This is a genomic window from Kitasatospora sp. NPDC029367 (assembly GCF_055569135.1).
Map to the genome: position 1 here is coordinate 72,301 of NZ_JBVHYH010000027.1, position 20,664 is coordinate 92,964.

Genomic DNA, 20,664 nt, shown 5'->3' on the forward strand with positions numbered 1-20,664 from the left:
CACCGCGTCAAAAAGGTGACAAACCGACCGAATCGGGTGGGTCGTAGGCGGCTGGAGCCGTCTGTGAGCCACACTACCGGCCCGGCGCGGTGACCTCTCGAATCGGTGTCCGGATGCGACCTGGATCACCGCGCGGTACGTCCGGCGGCCCCGGCCCGCACCCGAGGCCTTCACACGATCTGCTCACCCCAGAGCAGCAGCGCGCCGCCCTCGCCCGCCCCGAGCGCCAGTGCGCCGCCCTCCTCGCCGGCCCGCAGCGGGGTCGACTGCAGCAGCGCGCCGTCCGCCCGGTAGCCGGCCCCGACGATGGCCCGGTGAACCTCCTCGGCCTCGGCGAAGGTCCGGGCCACCGCCACGAACCGCTCCGGCCTGCGGGCCAGCACCGCGCGCACCACGTCCAGGTCGGCGGACTCCACCACCGCCGCGTCGGGCTCCGGCAGTCCGCCCAGCACCTCGGGCCCCTGCCCGTACACCGTCTCCACCTCGACCCCGTACCGGCGGGCGTTGACGGCGAGCCGGGCGCAGGCCGAGCGGGAGGCCTCGACCGCGACCACGGCGGCGCCGAACCGGGCCGCCTCCACCGCGAGGGCGCCGCTGCCCGCGCCGACCGACCAGACCAGGTCGCCGGGACGTGCACCCAGACGGGCCAGCACCAGGGCGCGCACGTGCGCGGGAAGTGCCTCCGACGCGCCCGGCTCGCCCTCCGTGCGCCCGGCGCCCGCGTAGGCGTCGCCGGGGAGCGCCCAGCCGCGTTCCGCGCCGGGGTAGCCCAGGGGGCGCCCGGCCAGCCAGCCGGCCGCCTCGCCGACCGCGCCGGCCTGGGCGGCGCCGCCGATCACCAGCACCACGTTGGGGTCCCGCCAGACGTGGTCGGCGATCCGGTCGGAGGTGAGGACGGTGACGTCCTCCTCCGGGGTGCCGAGGGCCTCGCAGACCACGAAGGTCCGGTGCACCCCGCGCAGCATCAGGGCGAGTTCGCCCGGACCGGCGCCCGGGGCGGTGAGCACGGCGACCTTGGGGTGGGCGCGGCAGATGTTGGCGGCGCGGCGCAGCCGACCGCCGTGGGCGCTGACCACCTGGGCGTCCTCCCAGGGCATCCCGGCCCGGGCGAAGGCGGTGGCGACGGAGGAGACGGCGGGCAGGACCTCGAGTTCGAGGCCGAACTCGGGGCGGCGCAGGGTGCGCACCACGCCGAAGAAGCCCGGGTCGCCCTCGGCGACCACGACGGCGGCGCCGCGGTGCTCGGCGATCGTCCGGGCGGCCTGCTGGATGTTGCCGAGGGCGATCCGCTCGGCCTCCTCCGGCACCGGGAGGGCGTCCAGTTGGTAGGAGGCTCCGGCGACCAGGGTCGCCGCGGCGAGGGCCGCGCCGGCGGCCTCGGTCAGCGGCGTGCCGTCCCACCCGATGACCGTGATCCGGTCAGCCATCTGCGGCCGTTCTCCCTCGACTCGTTGCGCGACTCGTCGCGCCGGCTGTGCGGCGCCGGTGGAGAGGCTACCGGGTACGGTCCCCCTGAGGTCGACAACTCGCACACCTGTCCGCGCCACGGGGGGTGACCAGCGGGGGAGGGCGCCGGCGGATCAGTCGCGCAGCACGTAGCGGTGGTCGCCGTGCCAGCCGTCGCGGTGCAGTTCGGGCGACTCCAGGTCCTCCGGGAGGAGGCTCCACAGGATCAGGTCGCTGCGGCTCTCCGCGACGACCTCCCCGGACTCGCCGCGGACTATCCAGGCGCTGCGCAGCACGCCCTCGCTGATGCCGCCGATCTTCTGGGCGACCTGCTGGGCGGCGGTGTTCCCGGCGGCGGTGCGCAGTTCCAGGCGCAGGAAGCCGCGGTCCTCGAACAGCCACTGGGCGACGCCGAGGACGGCCTCCGGGGCGTAGCCCTCGCCGCGGGCCCAGGCGGCGGTGACGTAGGAGATCTCGGTGCTGCGCAGCCGCCAGTCGGTGTTGCGCAGTTCGACCTGGCCGACCAGGCGCTGGGTGAGGTGCTCGGTGACGGCGAAGACGATGCCGCGGCCGTGGGCGCGGTGGGCGGGGGCGAGGGTGCGGGCGAGCTCGGTCGCGTACTCCTCGGTGAAGGGGTGCGGGAGATCGGTCCAGGCGAGCACGAGGTCGTCGGCCATCATGGTGGCCAGCCCCGGGGCGTCGTCCTCCGCAAGGGGCCGCAGCAGCAGCCGCTCGGTGCTGATGGCGGTCTCGGGGAAGCTCGCTGCCATGCCGTCTCTCCTCGCCGGGTCGTGAACACAACACCGTACGCCTCCGTCGCGCCCCGGTTGGCATGCGGTGCGCCGCGCGCACGACGGTACGTCAGAACCCGGTCTGCCGTGGTGTCCCTGGTGCATACTGCCCGACCGGGCCCCTGCCGAGGTGCGGCGGGGGCCCGGTCGGGCGTCACAAGGTATGACCGTACGACGATCAGGTCGTTCAGAAGGCCGGGATGACCGAACCCTGGAACGTGTCGTTGATGTACTTCTTCACCTCGTCGGAGTGCAGCAGCTCGGCCAGCTTCTTCACCCGCGGGTCGTTCTCCTTGCCCTTCTTCACGGCGATGATGTTGGCGTACGGGTTGCCCTCGGCCTTCTCCAGCACCAGCGCGTCGGTGGCCGGCTTGAGGCCCGAGTCGAGCGCGTAGTTGCCGTTGATCACGGCCGCGTCGAGGTCGGCGATGGAGCGGGGCAGCTGGGCCGCCTCCAGCTCCTTCCACTTGAAGTTCTTCGGGTTGGCCGTCACGTCCGCCGGGGTGGCGGCGGTGCCGGCGCCGTCCTTGAGGGTGATCAGCTTGGTGTCGGCGAGCAGCTTGAGCGCGCGGCCCTCGTTGGTGGCGTCGTTCGGCAGGCCGATGGTGGCGCCGGACGGCAGGTCGCCGATCGCCTTGACCTTCTTGGAGTAGACGCCGAGCGGCTCCAGGTGGACCGGCTCGACCGGGACGATGTCCGTGCCGTTCTTCTTGTTGAAGTCGTCCAGGTACGGGACGTGCTGGAAGTAGTTGACGTCGGCCGAACCGTCCTGCACCGCCGTGTTGGGGGTCACGTAGTCGGTGACCTCCTTGATGTCGAGCTTGAGGCCCGCCTTGGCCGCGAGGTTGTCCTGGACGAACTTGAGGATCTGCGCGTGCGGGGTCGGGCTGGCCACGACCTTCAGCGGCGCGTTCGGGTCCGAGGAGGAGGAGCCCGAGCTGCCGCAGGCGGCCAGCGACAGGGCGAGGCCGGCGGTGGCGAGGACGCTGGTGAACTTCAGAACGTTGCGCACGAAAAGTGCCTTTCTGCGTGATGCGGGGAGCCGCGTCCGGAGGTCGGACGAGGGAGGTCTAGGAGGCGACGAGGTCCTCGTCGGGGGTGGTGGCCCGCGGGCGGAGCAGGCGGGTGCGTCCGCCGCCGCGACCCCGGTCGCCGAGCCGGCGCACGGCGAGGTCGCCGGCCAGCTGGATCACCGTGACGATGATCGCGATCTCGGCCACGATGATCCACATGAAGGTGGTCTCGAAGCGCAGGTAGCCGTAGCGGTAGGCGAGGTCGCCGAGGCCGCCGCCGCCGACCGTGCCGGCCATCGCGGAGTAGCCGATCAGCGCGATCACCGTGGTGGTGACGGAGGCCACGATGCCGGGCAGCGCCTCGGGGACGAGCGTCTTGCGCACCAGCGTCCAGGTGCTGCCGCCCATCGCCTGCACCGCCTCGATCAGGCCGCGGTCGACCTCTCGGACGTTGGTCTCCACCAGCCGGGCGAAGAAGGGGATCGCACCGACCGTCAGCGGCACGGTCGCCGCCTGCCAGCCGAGGGAGTTGCCGGTCAGCCACCGGGTGAAGGAGATCAGCGCGATCATCAGGATGATGAACGGCAGCGAGCGGGCCAGGTTCACGACGGCGCCGAGCACCTTGTTCACCGGCTGGTTCTGCAGCGCCCCGCCCTTGGAGGTGAGCACCAGCAGCACCCCGAGCGGCAGGCCGAGCACGACCGTGCAGAGGGTCGCGACACCGACCATCTGGAAGGTCTCCTGGGTGGCGGGCCACATCAGGTCCTGCATCTGGTCCCAGCTCAGGCCGCTCATGCCACCGCTCCGTTCGCCGTGCCGTTGCCGTCCGAATCGAGCAGGGCCACCTGCAGGCCCTGCTCGCGCAGGTAGCCGATCGGCACCACGTTGTCCTGGTGGCCGCCGGGCAGCTCGACCCGCATCCGGCCGACCATCCGGCCCGCGATCGTCTCCACGGCGGCGCCGAGGATGTTGATGTCGATCTGGTAGGTGCGGGCCAGCTGGGAGACGAACGGCTGCGCCGGGGCGTCGCCCTGGAAGGTGATCTCCAGCACGGTCGTACCGGGGTGGCCGGTGCCGAACTCGCTGAGCGGGAACAGCTCGCGGGCCAGCTCGGAGCCGGACTGCGCCAGCAGGTCGGTCAGCTCGCCGGACTCCACCACCCGGCCGCCGCGCATCAGCGCGGCGGAGTCGCAGACGGACTTGATGACGTCCATCTCGTGGGTGATCAGCAGGACCGTCAGGCCCAGCTGCTGGTTGAGGTCGCGCAGCAGCTTGAGGATCGAGCGGGTGGTCTCCGGGTCGAGGGCCGAGGTGGCCTCGTCGGAGAGCAGCACCTTGGGGTCGCCGGCCAGGGCGCGGGCGATGCCCACCCGCTGCTTCTGGCCGCCGGAGAGCTGGTTGGGGTAGCTGCGGGCCTTGTCGCCGAGGCCGACCAGGTCGAGCAGTTCGGCGGCCTTGCGGCGGCGCTGGGTGCGGTCCAGGCCGATGATCTCCAGCGGGAGCTCGACGTTCTGCTGGACCGTGCGGGAGGAGAGCAGGTTGAAGTGCTGGAAGACCATGCCGATCCGGCGGCGCGCCTCGCGCAGGTCCTTGCCGGCCCGGTTCTCCCCGCCGGACAGCGCCGTCAGGTCGACCCCGTCCACGGTGACCGTGCCGGAGGTCGGGCGCTCCAGCATGTTCACGCAGCGGATGAGGGTGGACTTGCCGGCACCGCTGGTGCCGACGACTCCGTAGACCTCGCCCGGGCGGACGTGCAGGTCGACACCGGCGAGGGCGGTCACCTCGCGGCCTCGGGAACGGTAGACCTTCGTCAGGTCCGTGGTGGTGATCACAGGTGCTTCCGTGGGTCGGGGGCGGGCGGCGGTGTCCACCGGCCGACCGGGTCGCGGTCGGCGGTGTCCTGCGACGCCCCGCCAGGGGGATCCGGACCGGCCACCCCTTGATCGTGGCCGTAGAACGACCGGGCCGCGCGACGGCGTGGCCCTAACGAGTCATCGACGGCCGCGGGTGGGCGGGCACGCCGGAGGGGAGGGGTCCGGAGAGGAGGGCGCGCTCGCACGGGCGGGAGCGACGCCGGATTCTCGCTTCGGGGCGCGAGGAGGAGGCACCCTCGGCGGGGTGCCCGGGGGCGGTGGCCCTCAGCAGTGACACATTCGACGGCACATGGCACGCTCACCTGCCGGCAGCGTGCCGGTGGGGGTCCAGTTCGTCGTCGCAGTCATGTGAGCCAGTAAAACAGATCAGTCGTACAGCGCCCAATTGTTCGACAGCACTGTCCGCATTGCGGACACGAACCGTGCGGAGCTGGGGAGATACGACCCGACGCCGCCACCGGGGCGTCCGGATGGTGGCGGCGTCGAGGGTGCTGGTGGCGGGCGGGGCTCGAGCGGGTGAGGCTCGAGCGGGCGGGGCTCAGGCGGTCGCGGCCAGCGAGGTCCCGGTCAGCGGGGTCGCGGCGGACTTCTCCAGGTGTACGAAGCTCAGCCGGCTGGTCACCTGCTCGACGGCGGTCTGCCGGTAGCCCTGGCGGGCGTAGAGCCGCAGGTTGCCGAGGCTCCGGTGGCCGGTGAACAGCCGGTAGGCCGTCACCGGGCGGGCGTCCTCGGCCATCCGGCGCTCCAGCGCGTCCAGCAGCCGGCCGCCCAGGCCGTGCCGTTGCATCCGGGGGTGGACCACCAGACGCCCTATCCGGCCGATGCCCTCGGCGTCGACGTGGCCGCGGACGACGCCCACCACCTCGTCGCCCAGCCGGGCGACCAGGACGTGCTGCTCGGTCAGTTCGGCGCGCAGACTCTCCAGGCTCTGGGTCAGGGGCTCGATCGCCCAGTCGCCGTACAGCTCCGCCTCGGGCTGGTAGCCCAGGTACTGGAGCTTGAGGATCTGCTCCGCGTCCTCGGCCGCAGCGGCCGAGATGATCACGCTCATGCCCATGTGGAGGGGCCTCCCCAGTCGTCGTGCCCGGCGCGCAGAGGGTGGCGCGCTCACGCTCAGTATCCGAGCGTATGCGCCACCGTCAAGAGTGACGTTCGCCAGCGTGCTACCCGGGTGTCAGGTTCTCTCAACCTTCGGCGGGGCAGACGTGGCAAGGGTCACGCCGCGGGTGGGGGTGGAGCGGGCGGCCGGTGACGGGCGGTGAGCAGACGGGGCGGGCGTGCGGCGCCCGGGTGAGGCGGGCCTCCGGTCAGGGGTAGCGCTCGGCGCGCAGCAGCAGCCGCAGGCAGGCCAGGCAGCGGGAGCGGGTGGGACCGATCGAGCCGCGCGGCATGCCGAGGCGCTCGGAGAGCTCCCGGTAGGTGGGGGGCGGATCCTCGGCGAGGGCGGCGATCAGCTCCGGACAGCGGCCGGGCAGGGCGGCGACGGTCTCGCGGACCGCGCGGCGGCGCTGTTCGGCGAGGTAGACGTCCTCGGCGGAGGGGGCGGCCGGAAGGGGGGTGCACACACCGTGCATGACGGGCCCGGGCGGGGCCGGTTACGCCCGGACCGGGGCGCGTACGCGGGAGGGGCGCGCCGGTCGGCCGCCGCGCCCCTCGCCCACTGCTCCAGGGTCAGCCCTGGACCCACTCCTGCTGCCGCGCCAGGTCCGCCTTCACCTCGGCGAGCTGGACCGCGACGGCCGAGGGGGCGGTGCCGCCGCGCCCGTCGCGGGCGGCGATGGCGCCGTGCACGCTGAGCACCGTACGGACCTCGGGGGTCAGGTGCTCGGAGATCGAGGCGAACTGCTCGTCGGTCAGGTCGGACAGTTCGATGCCCTGGGCCTCGCAGACCTTGACGCAGGCTCCGGCCACCTCGTGCGCGACCCGGAACGGCACGCCCTGCTTGACCAGCCACTCGGCGATGTCGGTGGCGAGCGAGAAGCCGGCCGGGGCCAGCTCCTCCAGCCGCTCCCGGTGCACGGTGAGGGTGGCCATCATCCCGGTGAACGCGGGCAGCAGCACCTCCAGGGTGTCGCAGGAGTCGAAGACCGGCTCCTTGTCCTCCTGGAGGTCCCGGTTGTAGGCGAGCGGCAGCGCCTTGAGGGTGGCGAGCAGGCCGGTGAGGTTGCCGATCAGGCGGCCGGACTTGCCGCGGGCGAGCTCGGCGATGTCCGGGTTCTTCTTCTGCGGCATGATCGAGGAGCCGGTGGAGAAGGCGTCGTGCAGGGTGATGAAGCCGAACTCCTTGGTGTTCCAGATGATCACCTCCTCCGCGATCCGGGAGAGGTTGATCCCGATCATCGCGGTGACGAAGGCGAACTCGGCGACGAAGTCGCGCGAGGCGGTGCCGTCGATGGAGTTGCCGACCGAGCCGCCCTCGAAGCCGAGGTCGGCGGCGACGGCCTTCGGGTCGAGGCCGAGCGAGGAGCCGGCCAGCGCACCGGAGCCGTACGGGGAGACGGCGGTGCGGGCGTCCCACTGGCGCAGCCGCTCGGCGTCCCGGCCGAGGGCCTGCACGTGCGCGAGGACGTGGTGGGCGAAGAGCACCGGCTGGGCGTGCTGGAGGTGGGTGCGGCCGGGCATCGCGGTGTCCGGGTGCGCCTCGGCCAGGCCGACCAGGGCGCCCTGGAGGTCGAGCAGCAGGCCGCCGATGATCCTGGCGTGGTCGCGCAGGTACATCCGGAACAGGGTGGCGATCTGGTCGTTGCGCGAGCGCCCGGCCCGCAGCTTGCCGCCGAGGTCGGCGCCGAGGCGCTCCAGCAGGCCCCGCTCCAGGGCGGTGTGCACGTCCTCGTCGGCGACGGTGCCGACGAAGGTCCCGGCCTCGACGTCGGCGAGCAGCCGGTCGAGCCCGGCCAGCATGCCGGCCAGCTCCTCGTCGGAGAGCAGGCCCGCCTGGTGCAGCACCCGGGCGTGGGCCTTGGAGCCGGCGATGTCGTAGGGGGCGAGCCGCCAGTCGAAGTGGACCGAGGCGGAGAGCCTGGCCAGCGCCTCGGACGGGCCGTCGGCGAAGCGCGCGCCCCAGAGGCGGACGTCGGAGGACTGCTGGGCGGTCATCGCGGTGGCTCCTTCACACATGTGCGGTGGGTGGCATAAGTATGCATCACTCCGTATGAAACACAAAACCCCGGTCGAAGGGGGATCCTTCGACCGGGGTTCCGGGTGCCGCGGCCCTACTGCGCCTTGGCCTGGGCGAGTTGCATGAGGTGGTCGGCCAGTGCCTGGCCGCCCGCCGGGTCCCGGCTGATCAGCAGCACGGTGTCGTCGCCCGCGATGGTGCCGATGATCTCGAAGACCTCGGCCTGGTCGATCGCCGAGGCGAGGAACTGCGCGGCACCCGGCGGGGTGCGCAGCACGACCAGGTTGCCGGAGGCCGTCGCGGAGACCATCAGCTCGCCGGCCAGCCGGGCCATCCGGCCCTCGCTGGCCGACTCCCCCATCGGTGCGCGCGGGGTGCGGTCGCCGCCCTCGGCGGGGACGGCGTAGATCAGCGCGCCGTCCCGGTTGCGGATCTTGACCGCGCCCAGCTCGTCCAGGTCCCGGGAGAGGGTGGCCTGGGTGACCACGAGTCCGTCGTCGGCGAGCAGCTTGGCAAGCTGGCTCTGCGAACGCACGGGCTGGCGGGTGAGCAGGTCCACGATCCGCCGGTGGCGCGCGGTGCGGGTCTGCGGGACCTGCGACGTCGGGCCGGCGGCGGCGGAACCGGAGCGGGAATCGGTCATGTGATTATTCTCCCGGACGATGGTCAACTCGCATCGGCCGGGGCGCTCTCGCGCACCGTCCGGAGGATCTCCGGCAGGGCCGCGAGGAAGGCGTCCGCGTCCTGCTCGCTCAGCACCAGCGGCGGAGCCAGCCGTACGGCGTCCGGGACGGCCGCGTTGACCAGGAAGCCCGCCTGCTGGGCGACCGCCTGGACCTGGGCCGAGAGCGGCCTGGTCAGCACGATGCCGAGCAGCAGTCCGGCCCCGCGCACGTGCGAGACCAGCGGGTCGCCGAGCGCCTCGACGCCGTGCCGCAGCCGGTCGCCGATCTTGCGGACGTGCTCCAGCAGGCCCTCGGACTCGATGGTGTCCAGCACCGCGAGCCCGGCCGCGGCGGCCACCGGGTTGCCGCCGAAGGTGGTGCCGTGCTGGCCCGGGGTGAGCAGGTCGGCGGCCGGGCCGAAGGCCAGCACCGCGCCCATCGGCAGGCCGCCGCCGAGCGCCTTGGCCAGGGTGACCACGTCCGGCTCGACGCCCTCGACGGCCTGGTGGGCGTACCAGTGGCCGGTCCGGCCGATGCCGGTCTGGATCTCGTCCAGGACCAGCAGGGTGCCGGTGGCCCGGGTGATCTCGCGGGCCGCCCTCAGATAGCCCTCGGGCAGCGGGATCGCGCCGTTCTCGCCCTGGATCGGCTCCAGGAAGACGGCGGCGGTCCCGGTGGTGACGGCCGCGCGCAGCGCCTCGACGTCGCCGAACGGGACGTGGGTGACGTCACCGGGCAGCGGGCGGAACGGTGCCTGCTTGGCGGGCTGGCCGGTGAGCGCGAGGGCGCCCATGGTCCGGCCGTGGAAGCCGCCCTGGAGGGCGACCAGGTGGGTGCGGCCGGTCCGCCGGCTGATCTTGAAGGCGGCCTCGTTGGCCTCGGCGCCGGAGCTGCAGAAGAACACCCGGCCGCCCGCCCGGCCGTCCAGCGCCAGCAGCCGCTCGGCGAGGGCGATGGTCGGCTCGGCCATGAAGAGGTTGGAGACGTGGCCGAGGGTGGCGATCTGCCGGCTGACCGCCTCGACCACGGCCGGGTGGGCGGTGCCGAGGGCGTTGACGGCGATGCCGCCGAGCAGGTCGGTGTACTCCTTGCCGTCGGCGTCCCAGAGCTTGACGCCCTCGCCGCGCACCAGCGGGATCCGGGGGGTGCCGTAGTTGTCGGTGAAGGCGTGCTGCCACCGGTCGGTGAGCTGCTCGTTGTGCGTCATGCCAGTCCCCCGGTCACGGTCGGCTCGTCGTCCGGCACGACCATCGTGCCGATGCCCTCGTCGGTGAAGATCTCCAGCAGCAGGCTGTGCTGCACCCGGCCGTCCAGGACGCGGGCGGTACCGACGCCGGAGCGGACGGCGCGCAGGCAGCCCTCCATCTTGGGGAGCATGCCGCTGGCCAGGCCCGGCAGCAGCTCCTCCAGTTCGCTCGCGTTGAGCTGGCTGATCACGTCGTCGGAGTTCGGCCAGTCCTTGTACAGGCCCTCGACGTCGGTCAGCACCACCAGCATCTCGGCGCCGAGCGCGACCGCCAGGGCGGAGGCGGCGGTGTCGGCGTTGATGTTGTAGACGTGGCCGTCGGCGCCGCGGGCGATCGAGGAGATGACCGGGATCCGGCCGTCGGCGATCAGCGCCTTCACCGCGCCGGCCTCGATGTTGACGATGTCGCCGACCAGGCCGATGTCGACCTGCTCGCCGTCCACCACGGCGTAGCGCTTGACCGCCGTCATGGTGTGGGCGTCCTCGCCGGTCATGCCGACGGCGAACGGGCCGTGCTCGTTGAGCAGGCCGACCAGCTCGCGCTGCACCTGGCCGGCCAGCACCATCCGGACCACGTCCATGGTCTCGGGGGTGGTGACGCGCAGGCCGTTGGTGAAGCTGGACTCCAGGCCCAGCTTGTCCAGTTGGGCGCTGATCTGCGGGCCGCCGCCGTGCACCACGACCGGGTGCAGTCCGGCGTAGCGGAGGAAGACGACGTCCTGGGCGAAGGCCGCCTTGAGGCTCTCGTCGACCATGGCGTTGCCGCCGAACTTGATCACGATGGTCTTGCCGTGGAAGCGCTCCAGCCAGGGCAGCGCCTCGATCAGCGTCATGGCCTTGGGCAACGCGGTGTTGTTGCGGGCCTGTTCGCCCTTGGGTGCGATCTGCACGGGTTTCCCTCGTCGATGGGGGTCCCCCGGCCGCAGGCTGGGGGAGGATGTCGCGGATCAGCTGCGGGTGCCGCGGCTCAGCTGGAGTAGGCGCTGTTCTCGTGGACGTAGTCGGCGGTGAGGTCGTTGGTCCACAGCGAGGCGCTCGCCGTACCGGCGTTGAGGTTCGCGGTGATGACCACGTCGCGGCCCTTCATGTCCACCAGCTCGCGGTCCTCGCCGACGCCGCCGTCCTGGCAGACCCAGACGCCGTTGATGGCCACGTCCAGCCGGTCCGGCTCGAAGGTGGCGGAGGTGGTGCCGATCGCGGACAGCACCCGGCCCCAGTTGGGGTCCTCACCGTGGATGGCGCACTTGAGCAGGTTGTTGCGGCTGATCGTCCGGGCGACCTCGACGGCCTCGTCCTCGGTGGCCGCGCCGGTGACGTCGATCCGGATGTCCTTGCTGGCGCCCTCGGCGTCGCCGATCAGCTGGCGGGCCAGGTCGGCGCTGACGGTGCGGACGGCCTCGGCGAACTCGGCCGCGTCCGGGGCGGTGCCGGAGGCGCCGGAGGCCAGCAGCAGCACGGTGTCGTTGGTCGACATGCAGCCGTCGGAGTCGATCCGGTCGAAGGTGGTGCGGGTGGCGCCGCGCAGGGCGGCGTCCAGGGCGGCGCTGTCCAGGTCGGCGTCGGTGGTGAGCACGACCAGCATGGTGGCCAGGCTCGGGGCGAGCATGCCCGCACCCTTGGCCATGCCGCCGACCGTCCAGCCCGCCGGGCTGGTGAACTGCGCGGTCTTGTGCACGGTGTCGGTGGTCTTGATGGCGATCGCGGCGGACTCGCCGCCGGTCTCGCTGAGCTCCTGGGCGGCCAGGGTGACGCCGGGCAGCAGCACGTCCATCGGCAGCCGGACGCCGATCAGGCCGGTGGAGGCGACGGCGACCTCGCCGGCGCTGAGGTCCAGCTCGGCGGCGACCTTCTCCGCGGTGGCGTGGGTGTCCTGGAAGCCGGCCGGGCCGGTGCAGGCGTTGGCGCCACCGGAGTTGAGGACGACGGCGGAGACCCGGCCGCCCTTGAGGACCTGCTGGGACCAGAGCACGGGCGCGGCCTTGACCCGGTTGGCGGTGAAGACGCCGGCCGCGGCGAACGAGGGGCCGTCGTTGACTACCAGGGCGAGGTCCGGGGTGCCGGAGGCCTTGATGCCCGCGGTCACGCCGGCGGCCCGGAAGCCCTTGGCGGCGGTCACGCCGGAGTTGGGGGCGGTCACGCCGGGGTCAGGGGTGGTCACGGTGCGACTCCGTTCAGCGGAAGGCCCAGCTCCTCGGGCAGGCCGAGGGCGATGTTCATGCTCTGCACCGCGCCGCCGGCGGTGCCCTTGACCAGGTTGTCGATCGCGCTGATCGCGATGATCCGCCCGGCGGTGGCGTCCAGGGCGACCTGGACCAGGGCGGTGTTGGCGCCGTAGACGCTGCTGGTCTGCGGCCACTGCCCCTCGGGCAGCAGGTGGACGAAGGGCTCGTCGGCGAAGGCCTCGGCGTACGCGGCGCGCAGCTCCTCGGCGCTCACGCCCGGCTTGGCCTTGGCGGAGCAGGTGGCGAGGATGCCGCGCGGCATCGGGACGAGGGTGGGGGTGAAGGAGACAGTCAGCGGCTCGCCGGCCAGCGGGGTGAGGTTCTGCACCATCTCCGGGGTGTGCCGGTGCACGCCGCCGACGCCGTACGGGCTGACGCTGCCCATCACCTCGCTGCCCAGCAGGTGGGTCTTGGCGGCCTTGCCCGCGCCGGAGGTGCCGGAAGCGGCGACCACCACGGCCTCCGGCTCGGCGAGGCGGGCCGCGTAGGCGGGGAACAGCGCCAGGGAGACGGCCGTCGGGTAGCAGCCGGGCACGGCGATCCGGTTGCTGCCCTTCAACGCGTCGCGGTGGCCGGGGAGTTCGGGCAGGCCGTAGGGCCAGGTGCCGGCGTGGGCGGAGCCGTAGAACTGCTCCCAGTCGGCGGCGGCCTTGAGCCGGAAGTCGGCGCCGCAGTCGACCACCAGGACGTTCTGGCCGAGGGCTTCGGCGACGGCGGCGGACTGGCCGTGCGGCAGCGCCAGGAACACCACGTCGTGGTCGGCCAGCACCTCGGGGGTGGTGGGTTCGAGCACGCGGTCGGCCAGCGGGATCAGGTGCGGCTGCAGCGCGCCCAGCCTGGTGCCCGCGTTCGAGCCGCCGGTCAGCGCCCCGATCTCCACCTCCGGGTGGCCGAGCAGCAGGCGCAGCACCTCACCGCCCGCGTACCCGCTCGCGCCGGCGACGGCGACTCGCAAAGCCATGGCGTTCCTCCTTGGTCGTGGCATGAATATACGCGGGAGGGAAAATCCATGCAAGGCTGAGCCCACGGGCCCTGGGCTGGGCACGCGGGCCCGGGGCTGGGCACGCCGGTGCGACCGGTCCGGGCGCCGTCGGGCCGCGCCGCCGAGGGCCGCCGGTCAGCGCTTCACGGCCCGCAGCACCACGAACTTCGGGTTCCCGGCCACGACTTCGCAGTTGCCGAACAGTTTGCGCAGCTTGACGTGGTAGCCGAGGTGGCGGTTGCCGACCACCCACAGCTCGCCGCCCGGCCGCAGCGCCCGCCGGGCGCCGGTGAACATCCGCCAGGCGGTGGCGTCGGTGGTGGCCTGGTGGGAGTGGAACGGCGGGTTGTTGAGCACCAGGTCCACCGAGCCGGGGGCGAACACCGCCGGGTCGAGCGCGTCGGCGGTGCGGAACTCGGCCGGGGCGTCCGGGCCCAGGTTGGTGTGGAAGGTCTCCTCGGCGGAGGCCACCGCCTGGTGGGACTCGTCCACGAACACCAGCTCCGCGCCCGGCCCGGCCAGCGCGGCCGCGGTGCCGACCACGCCGTTGCCGCAGCCGAGGTCCACCACCCGGTCGCCGGGGGCGGGGGTGGGCAGGTGGGCCAGGAGGAACCGGGTGCCGATGTCGAGCCGTTCGGCGCAGAAGGTGCCCGCGTGGTTGACCACGGTGCGCCCGGCGGCGGGGCCGATGTCCGGCGGCAGCGCGTAGCGGTGCGGCCAGGGGCTGGGGCCGGGGTCGAGCGCCGGGTCGGGGGTGCAGAAGATCAGCCGGGCCTTGCGGACGGCCAGCGAGGTGCGGGTCGGGCCGAGCACCTTCTCGAACAGCTGCAGGGTGGAGGTGTGGATCTCGGTGACCATCCCGGTGCCGATCACCACCGTGCCGGGGTGGAGGGCCGGGGCGAGCCGGTGCAGCTGGTCCTCCAGCAGCGCCAGGCTCTTGGGCACCCGCACCAGCAGGACGTCGATGCGCTCCGGCGGGGTGTCCCGGGTGGTGCGCAGCCGGTCCTCGTCGACGGCGGCGCCGGCCCGGGCGAGGTTCTCCCGGGTGGCCTGCCGGCCGAGGTGGGAGTCGCTGATCTGGACCGGCTCGTACGGCGCCAGCGCGGTGGTCAGCGCGCCCCAGCGGTCGCCGAGGACGGCGATCCGGCGGCCGGCCAGCTCGGTGGCGGCGCCGCCGGCGCTGTCGGCCTCGCCGGCGAGGTGGCGCAGCAGGTACTCGTCGGCGGCGTCCCAGGCCCGCAGCCGCTCGCGGGGGTCCACGGGGAAGCGGGTCAGGTCGAGGGTGCCCCAGGGGGTCGTGAAGGCGGTGGCTGAGGGTGACGAAGCGGGCGTGGTCTGCGGATTCATCGTGTTCTCAGGCTATCCGAAGGTCCGCCGGGGAACGGTTTCGGGCAGATACTGGAAGTGCCCGACCGAGAGGGGTGAGGGCGATGGACTGGAAGCTCGAAGTCGTGGTGGTCCCGGTGTCGGACGTGGACCGCGCGAAGCTCTTCTACGAGGAGCAGGCCGGCTTCACCGTGGACCACGACACCCGGCTGCGCGACGGGGTCCGGGTGGTCCAGCTGACTCCCCCGGGCTCACGCTGCTCGATCGTGGTCGGCGACGGGGTGATCGAGTCGGCGCCCGGCTCGGTGAAGGGCCTCCAACTGGTGGTGCCGGACATCGAGAAGGCCCACGCGGAGCTCACCGCGCGGGGCGTGGTGGTCAGCCCCGTCCAGCACTTCGTGGCGGGAGCCCGGGTGGACGGGCACGGCGAGGCCTGGAACAACTTCGTGTTCTTCAACGACCCGGACGGCAACGGCTGGGCCGTCCAGGAAGTCCCGCTCGCCGCCTGAGCCGTGTCCCGTGGATCAGGCCGCGGGCCGGGCGGGGTCGGCCCGCGGCCTGGGTAGGCTCGCAGGATGGCTGAGGAACAGGGAAGCGTGCGGGTGGACGTCTGGATCTGGTCGGTCCGGCTGGCCAAGACGCGTGCGCTGGCGGCGGCGGCCTGCAAGGCCGGGCACGTCCGGGTGAACGGCGAGCGGGTCAAGCCCGCGCAGAGCCTCCGGCCCGGGGACGAGGTCCGGGTCCGCGAGGAGGGGTACGAGCGGGTCGTCGTGGTGACGAAGCTGATCCGCAAGCGGGTCGGCGCCCCGGTCGCGGCGGAGTGCCTGGTCGACAACAGTCCGCCGCGGCCGCCGCGCGAGTTCGTGGCCCCGGTCTTCGAACGGGACCGCGGCGCGGGGCGCCCGACCAAGCGGGAGCGCCGCGACCTGGACCAGCTGCGCGGGGGGCGGTAGCGGGCCGCGCGAGGAGGGGCCCTACCCGGCGGCGGTGTCGGTGAGCACCTTGGCGAGGAAGGCGTCGAGGTTGCCCACCGTACGGGCGATCTGCTGCTCCAGCGGCAGGGATTCGTCCGGCCTGGTCACCGCGGCGGACTTCTTCAACCCGCGGACGTAGAGCGAGCAGGCGAGGTCGGCGCAGATGTACGTGCCGACGGTGTTGCCCTCGCGCCCGGAGGCGCCGGCCCGGCGGGCGGCCAGCAGCGCGACCCCCGACCCGGCGTGCGCGGTGATGCACAGCGAGCAGACGTTGGTCTTGGTCAGGCTGCGCCGGACCATCGGCGAACGCATCGTCACCCCGACCAGCCCACCGGCGTGCGGCGCGACCAGGTACGCCCGGTCGGGCGCGCCCTGGTCCCGCCAGCCGAGGAAGTCCAAGTCCGCCCACGGCAGTTCGGCCAGGCCCCGGGGCAGGTTGAGCCGACGGGCCTCGCCCTTGGAGCAGTTGACGAAGGACGCGCGGATCTCGGGGTCGGTGAGGGGTTCCATGCCGCGGAACCTAACACCGCCCGCCGCGCGCTGTCGCGTCATTTCCTCCCGGTACGCACCGGATGCGCGGCCTGCAGGGCGAGCCGCCGCGGGGCGACCTCGCCGATCCGGGTGAGCAGGTCGTCCAGGGCGAGGAAGGCCTCCCAGCGCTCGCGGCCGGTGGCGGCGGCGAGCGGGTGGGTGAGGGGCTGTCAGTGCTCGGACCTAGTGTGCTCGGTGTGGGGGCGGCCGGTCCCGGCGCAGGAGGGAGGCGCCGGGGCCGGCCGTCGTCACCGTTCCACGGCCGGCCCTGGCCGGGTCACGGCTTGAGGGCGACGCCGGCGTAGGCGGAGACGTCCTGCCAGCCCTCGGGCAGTTCGGCGGTGCGCAGGTGGCCCGCGGTGGGGCGCCAGAGCGGGAGCTGGACGAGGCCGGGGCCGACGAACTCGAAGTCCCCGAAGAAGGGTTCGACGTCGGCCCGGGGCCGCAGGACCAGCGGCGCGCTGGCGCTCCGGTAGATCCGGGTGCCCTCGGCGGCGCTCTCGCGGGAGGCGAAGTCGGGGCTGCCGTGGGAGAGGATCAGGGCGCTGCCGGGGGCGAGCACCTCGCGCAGGGTGCTGACGATCTGCTGGGCGCCCTCCTCGTCGCGGATGAAGTGCAGGACGGCGACGAGCATCAGCGCGACGGGCTGGGACAGGTCGATGGCGGCGCCCAGCGCGGGGTGGCGCAGGATCGACTCCGGGTCGCGCAGGTCGGCCTCGATGACGGAGGTGTGCCCGACCGGGTGCCCGGCCAGCAGGGCGCGGGCGTGGGTGGCGACGATCGGGTCGTTGTCGACGTAGACCACCCGGGCGTCCGGGGCGACCCGCTGGGCGACCTCGCTGGTGGAGCCGACGGTCGGGATGCCGGTGCCGATGTCGATGAACTGGCGGATCCCCCGACCCGCCGCGAACTCGACGGCCCGGCCCAGGAACTGGCGGTTGGTGCGGGCCAGCAGCGGCAGCGCCGGGTAGGCGGCGATGGCGGCCTGGGCGGCCTTGCGGTCGGCCTCGAAGTTGTCCTTGCCGCCCAGGTAGTAGTCGTACATCCGGGCGGTGTGCGGGATGCCGGTGTCGAGCTCGCTCGGCGGCTGCCAGTCGTCCGCTCTGGCCCACTCCCAGCCGGTGCGGGTGTCCTGGTCGACGGCCGCGGTGTCCTCGTGGTGCATCATGTTCCGCCCCCAATGCGCAATGCCGGAATGTGCCTACTGCCCCGTAACACGCTGTGCGCCGAGATCGTATCCAACGACACGCCGTGGAAACAGCGGGAGTTCAGGTTTACGCAACACCCGGACAACGGAGTGTGTGCACGTCAAAGGCGGTGCGGCGGACGACGTGGGACGGCGCTGCCGGATCGCCGGGAGGGTCCGTCCTCTCTATGCTGGCTGCCGATGACTGCCGACCGCCGCACCGTACTGCGCACCGCCGCCAAGCTGGCCGCCCTGTCCGCCGCCGGCGGACTCCTCACCTCCTGCGGCAGCGGCACGCCCCGCCGGGCCGAGACCGGGACGCTCGCCGCGCACCCCGGCAGTGTCGACCCGCAGCACACCACCGACCCGGCCTGGAACGGCGGCGAGGGGCCCGCCTCCCCCGCCCCGACCACCCCGGGCGAGCCGCAGCCCGGCGGCGGACCGACCCCGGCCGCCGCCCAGGCCTCGACACCGGCCTCCGCGCCGCCGACCCCGCCGGTACTGACACCGCTGGCGGCCGGCACCCCGTACGAGGTGGTGCACGGGCCGCGCACCGGCAAGAACGTGGCGCTCACCTTCCACGGCAGCGGCGACCCGCTGCTCGCCACCGCCCTGCTGGAGGCCGCCGAGCAGCGCGGCGTCAAGCTGACCGTGATGGCGGTCGGCAGCTGGCTGGACCAGCAGCCGCAGATGGCCCGGCGGATCCTGGACGGCGGCCACGAACTGGGCAACCACACCCAGAACCACCTCAACATCTCCGCGATGTCGCCGGACCAGGCCCGTGCCGAGATCGCCCAGTGCGCCGACCGGCTGACGAAGCTGACCGGCTCGATGGGCCGCTGGTTCCGCCCCTCCGCCGCGCAGTACGCCACCTCGATGGTGCGCGACCAGGCCAAGGCCGTCGGCTACGAGCACGTGCTGTCCTTCGACGTCGACCCGCGGGACTACAACGATCCGACCGCCGCCGAGCTCCAGCGCCGGGTGCTGGGCTCGGTGCGCGGCGGCTCGGTGGTGGCCCTGCACATGGGGCACCAGTGCACCATCGACGCGCTGCCGGCGATCCTGGACGGGCTGGCCAAGGCGGGGCTCAAGCCGGTCACCGCCAGCCAGCTGTGCGCGTGACCGGCCCCCGCCGAAGCCCCCAGCCGAGCCCCTGGCTGGGCTCCCGGCCGAGCCCCTGACCGGGCCCCGCCGAAAGCCTCCCGCCGAAGCCGGTCAGACCATCGGGTCGTCGTCCTTGTACGGGCGCAGCCGCAGCGTCCGGGCGTCCGCCGCGCGGATCGCGTCGGCCCGGTCGACCAGCTCCGCCAGGTCGTCCCGCCCGGCGTGGATGAACCGCCCGTGCAACGCGTCGAAGCGGCCCCGGGCGGCGTCCACGGTGACGGCGACCATGTACGGGATCGAGCCCCAGGCCTTCATGTCCCGGAACATCGGCATCCCCGCGGTCATGTCGGTGGCCACCGCGCCGGGGCTGATGTCGAGCACCACGACGCCGTGCTCGGCCAGCGTGTCCGCGATGTTGTCGGAGAGCTGGAGCAGCGCGCCCTTGGAGGTCGCGTACGCGGTGTAGTGGCCGTCCGGGCGCAGCGCGAAGCCGGAGTTGAGGTTGATCACCCGGCCGGCCCGGCGGGCGACCATGCCGGGCAGGACGCAGCGCAGCAGGTTGTAGGGGCCGCGCAGGTTGGTCTCGACCACCTGCCACCACTGGTTGGGGTCGGTCTCCCAGAGCGGGACCTCGGCGCGGTCGACCAGGCCGGCGTTGTTGACCAGCAGGTCGATCGGGCCGAGGTCGCGTTCGACCAGCCGGACGGCCTCCCGGACCGAGCCGGGGCGGCAGACGTCGGCGGTGACGGCGACGCCCCGGGAGCCGCGCTTGACGCACTCCTTGAGGGTCTCGGTCAGCGTCCCGTGGGTGCGGCCGACCAGGCCGACGGCCATGCCCTCGGCGGCCAGGCCGACGGCGATCTCGCGGCCGATTCCCCGGCCGCCGCCGGTGACCAGGGCGACCTGTCCTGTGAGCGATCCCGTCGACACCGTGTGCTCCCTTCCCGTCCCCGGCCCCCGTCTGCGGCATTCTGTCCGGCGGCGGGCGGCGGCGGGCCCGGGCGCACCCGCAGGCGGTGCGGCCTCACCCGATCGGGGGGCCGTCCGCACTGGCACTGCGCCGGGGAGGGGGTGACCTACCGGCGAGTACGGAGTAGTAACGTCGTCGGGGCGGTGACCGGTGCACCCATTCCGGTACACCGACCCGCTGACCAGCGAGCTCGCTGGGCCACCAGTTCGCTGGGCGACCCCCAGCACCACCGAAGGGCAACTGAGTGAGTGACATCGCGCGCGTCGGAGTAGTCGGCTGCGGTCTCATGGGGTCGGGCATCGCCGAGGTCTTCGCCCGGGCCGGACTGGACGTCCTGGTGTCGGAGGCCAGCGGTGAGGCGCTGGAGTTCGGCCGCACCCGGCTGACCAACTCCCTGGACACGGCGGTCAAGCGCGGCAAGCTGAGCCCCGAGCAGCGGGACGAGGCGCTGTCCCGGCTGTCCTTCACCACCGACCTGTCCGACTTCGCCGACCGCGACCTGGTGGTCGAGGCGGTCGCCGAGCGCGAGGACATCAAGGTCAAGATCTTCCAGACCCTGGACCAGGTCATCGAGCGCCGGGACGCGATCCTGGCCTCCAACACCTCCTCGATCCCGATCGTGAAGCTGGCCGCCGCCACCTCCCGCCCGGAGCAGGTCATCGGCCTGCACTTCTTCAACCCGGCGCCGGTGCAGAAGCTGGTCGAGGTCATCCCGACCCTGACCACCTCGGCGACCACCACCGAGCGGGTGGAGGCCTTCGCCTCCCAGGTGCTCGCCAAGGAGCCGATCCGGGCCCGCGACCGGGCCGGCTTCGTGGTCAACGCGCTGCTCGTGCCGTACCTGCTGTCCGCGGTGCGGATGTTCGAGTCGGGCGTGGCCACCGCCTCCGACATCGACAAGGGCATGGAGGCCGGCTGCGCCCACCCGATGGGCCCGCTGCGGCTGTGCGACCTGATCGGCCTGGACACCATCGTCTCGATCGCCGAGTCGATGTACGACGAGTACAAGGAGCCGCTGTACGCAGCTCCCCCGCTGCTGTCCCGGATGGTCGACGCCGGCCTGCTGGGCCGCAAGTCCGGCCGCGGCTTCTACGACTACACCGCGAGCGCCTGAGCCCGGACGCGAGGGGGGGGGGGGGGGGGGGGGGGGGGGGGGGGGGGGGGGGGGGGGGGGGGGGGGGGGGGGGGGGGGGGGGGGGGGGGGGGGGGGGGGGGG

At 73.2% G+C, this 20,664-nt stretch carries 21 protein-coding genes; 4 read left to right on the top strand and 17 right to left on the bottom strand.

Features of this window, described 5'->3' with window-relative positions; translation table 11 throughout:
• Positions 1–170: 170 nt before the first annotated feature.
• The 14 genes from cbiE to ACZ4W5_RS17450 form a co-directional block, all read right to left on the bottom strand.
• Entirely contained in the window at positions 171–1,427 is a 1,257-nt protein-coding gene (cbiE, locus tag ACZ4W5_RS17385) for a precorrin-6y C5,15-methyltransferase (decarboxylating) subunit CbiE (protein ID WP_360230171.1), read from the bottom strand.
• A 153-nt stretch (positions 1,428–1,580) separates the two neighbouring features.
• On the bottom strand, positions 1,581–2,216 hold the full coding sequence (locus ACZ4W5_RS17390) for a GNAT family N-acetyltransferase (RefSeq protein WP_360230173.1): 636 nt from the start codon (positions 2,214–2,216) through the stop codon (positions 1,581–1,583).
• Positions 2,217–2,424: 208 nt separating this feature from the next.
• Positions 2,425–3,249: a MetQ/NlpA family ABC transporter substrate-binding protein gene (locus tag ACZ4W5_RS17395; RefSeq protein WP_465655305.1), complete on the bottom strand. Its 825-nt coding sequence runs from the start codon at positions 3,247–3,249 to the stop codon at positions 2,425–2,427.
• Between the two features lie 58 nt (positions 3,250–3,307).
• Positions 3,308–4,036, bottom strand: a complete 729-nt coding sequence (locus ACZ4W5_RS17400) for a methionine ABC transporter permease (protein WP_360230375.1) — start codon at positions 4,034–4,036, stop codon at positions 3,308–3,310.
• 5 nt (positions 4,037–4,041) lie between these two features.
• Complete coding sequence (locus ACZ4W5_RS17405; RefSeq protein WP_360230177.1) at positions 4,042–5,082, bottom strand: methionine ABC transporter ATP-binding protein; 1,041 nt, start codon at positions 5,080–5,082, stop codon at positions 4,042–4,044.
• Positions 5,083–5,662: 580 nt separating this feature from the next.
• On the bottom strand, positions 5,663–6,181 hold the full coding sequence (locus ACZ4W5_RS17410; RefSeq protein ID WP_360230179.1) for a GNAT family N-acetyltransferase: 519 nt from the start codon (positions 6,179–6,181) through the stop codon (positions 5,663–5,665).
• A gap of 250 nt (positions 6,182–6,431) precedes the next feature.
• The gene (locus ACZ4W5_RS17415) at positions 6,432–6,689 is read right to left on the bottom strand and encodes a sigma-70 RNA polymerase sigma factor region 4 domain-containing protein (RefSeq protein ID WP_465655307.1); all 258 of its coding nucleotides are present in this window, start codon (positions 6,687–6,689) and stop codon (positions 6,432–6,434) included.
• 106 nt (positions 6,690–6,795) lie between these two features.
• On the bottom strand, positions 6,796–8,220 hold the full coding sequence (gene argH / locus ACZ4W5_RS17420) for an argininosuccinate lyase (protein WP_465655309.1): 1,425 nt from the start codon (positions 8,218–8,220) through the stop codon (positions 6,796–6,798).
• A gap of 116 nt (positions 8,221–8,336) precedes the next feature.
• Positions 8,337–8,885, bottom strand: a complete 549-nt coding sequence (locus ACZ4W5_RS17425; RefSeq protein ID WP_360230185.1) for an arginine repressor — start codon at positions 8,883–8,885, stop codon at positions 8,337–8,339.
• 23 nt (positions 8,886–8,908) lie between these two features.
• Positions 8,909–10,114, bottom strand: coding sequence for an acetylornithine transaminase (locus tag ACZ4W5_RS17430; protein ID WP_465655311.1), 1,206 nt, complete (start codon positions 10,112–10,114; stop codon positions 8,909–8,911).
• On the bottom strand, positions 10,111–10,986 hold the full coding sequence (gene argB, locus ACZ4W5_RS17435) for an acetylglutamate kinase (protein WP_360230377.1): 876 nt from the start codon (positions 10,984–10,986) through the stop codon (positions 10,111–10,113). The genes ACZ4W5_RS17430 and argB overlap by 4 nt, the downstream gene beginning before the upstream one ends.
• 134 nt (positions 10,987–11,120) lie before the next feature.
• Positions 11,121–12,269: a bifunctional glutamate N-acetyltransferase/amino-acid acetyltransferase ArgJ gene (gene argJ / locus ACZ4W5_RS17440; protein WP_360230379.1), complete on the bottom strand. Its 1,149-nt coding sequence runs from the start codon at positions 12,267–12,269 to the stop codon at positions 11,121–11,123.
• Between the two features lie 38 nt (positions 12,270–12,307).
• Positions 12,308–13,336, bottom strand: a complete 1,029-nt coding sequence (gene argC, locus ACZ4W5_RS17445) for an N-acetyl-gamma-glutamyl-phosphate reductase (RefSeq protein ID WP_360230189.1) — start codon at positions 13,334–13,336, stop codon at positions 12,308–12,310.
• Positions 13,337–13,492: 156 nt separating this feature from the next.
• Positions 13,493–14,704 (bottom strand): methyltransferase, encoded by a 1,212-nt coding sequence (locus ACZ4W5_RS17450; RefSeq protein ID WP_465655313.1) that lies wholly within the window; start codon positions 14,702–14,704, stop codon positions 13,493–13,495.
• Between the two features lie 83 nt (positions 14,705–14,787).
• Here ACZ4W5_RS17450 and ACZ4W5_RS17455 point away from each other — a divergent pair, with 83 nt between their 5' ends.
• Together ACZ4W5_RS17455 and ACZ4W5_RS17460 are read left to right on the top strand one after the other, a co-directional pair.
• Entirely contained in the window at positions 14,788–15,192 is a 405-nt protein-coding gene (locus ACZ4W5_RS17455; RefSeq protein WP_360230193.1) for a VOC family protein, read from the top strand.
• 66 nt (positions 15,193–15,258) lie between these two features.
• On the top strand, positions 15,259–15,636 hold the full coding sequence (locus ACZ4W5_RS17460; RefSeq protein ID WP_465655316.1) for an RNA-binding S4 domain-containing protein: 378 nt from the start codon (positions 15,259–15,261) through the stop codon (positions 15,634–15,636).
• A gap of 21 nt (positions 15,637–15,657) precedes the next feature.
• Here the strand turns inward: ACZ4W5_RS17460 and ACZ4W5_RS17465 are convergent, their stop codons facing one another.
• Positions 15,658–16,167: an FBP domain-containing protein gene (locus ACZ4W5_RS17465; protein WP_360230197.1), complete on the bottom strand. Its 510-nt coding sequence runs from the start codon at positions 16,165–16,167 to the stop codon at positions 15,658–15,660.
• Positions 16,168–16,465: 298 nt separating this feature from the next.
• Positions 16,466–17,356, bottom strand: coding sequence for an SAM-dependent methyltransferase (locus tag ACZ4W5_RS17470; protein WP_360230199.1), 891 nt, complete (start codon positions 17,354–17,356; stop codon positions 16,466–16,468).
• Positions 17,357–17,575: 219 nt separating this feature from the next.
• Between ACZ4W5_RS17470 and ACZ4W5_RS17475 the strand changes: the two genes are divergently transcribed.
• Entirely contained in the window at positions 17,576–18,496 is a 921-nt protein-coding gene (locus tag ACZ4W5_RS17475; RefSeq protein WP_360230201.1) for a polysaccharide deacetylase family protein, read from the top strand.
• 93 nt (positions 18,497–18,589) lie between these two features.
• Here ACZ4W5_RS17475 and ACZ4W5_RS17480 read toward each other — a convergent pair whose 3' ends face one another.
• Positions 18,590–19,408, bottom strand: coding sequence for an SDR family NAD(P)-dependent oxidoreductase (locus tag ACZ4W5_RS17480; RefSeq protein WP_360230203.1), 819 nt, complete (start codon positions 19,406–19,408; stop codon positions 18,590–18,592).
• 284 nt (positions 19,409–19,692) lie between these two features.
• Here ACZ4W5_RS17480 and ACZ4W5_RS17485 point away from each other — a divergent pair, with 284 nt between their 5' ends.
• Positions 19,693–20,562, top strand: a complete 870-nt coding sequence (locus ACZ4W5_RS17485) for a 3-hydroxybutyryl-CoA dehydrogenase (protein ID WP_360230205.1) — start codon at positions 19,693–19,695, stop codon at positions 20,560–20,562.
• Positions 20,563–20,664 lie beyond the last annotated feature (102 nt).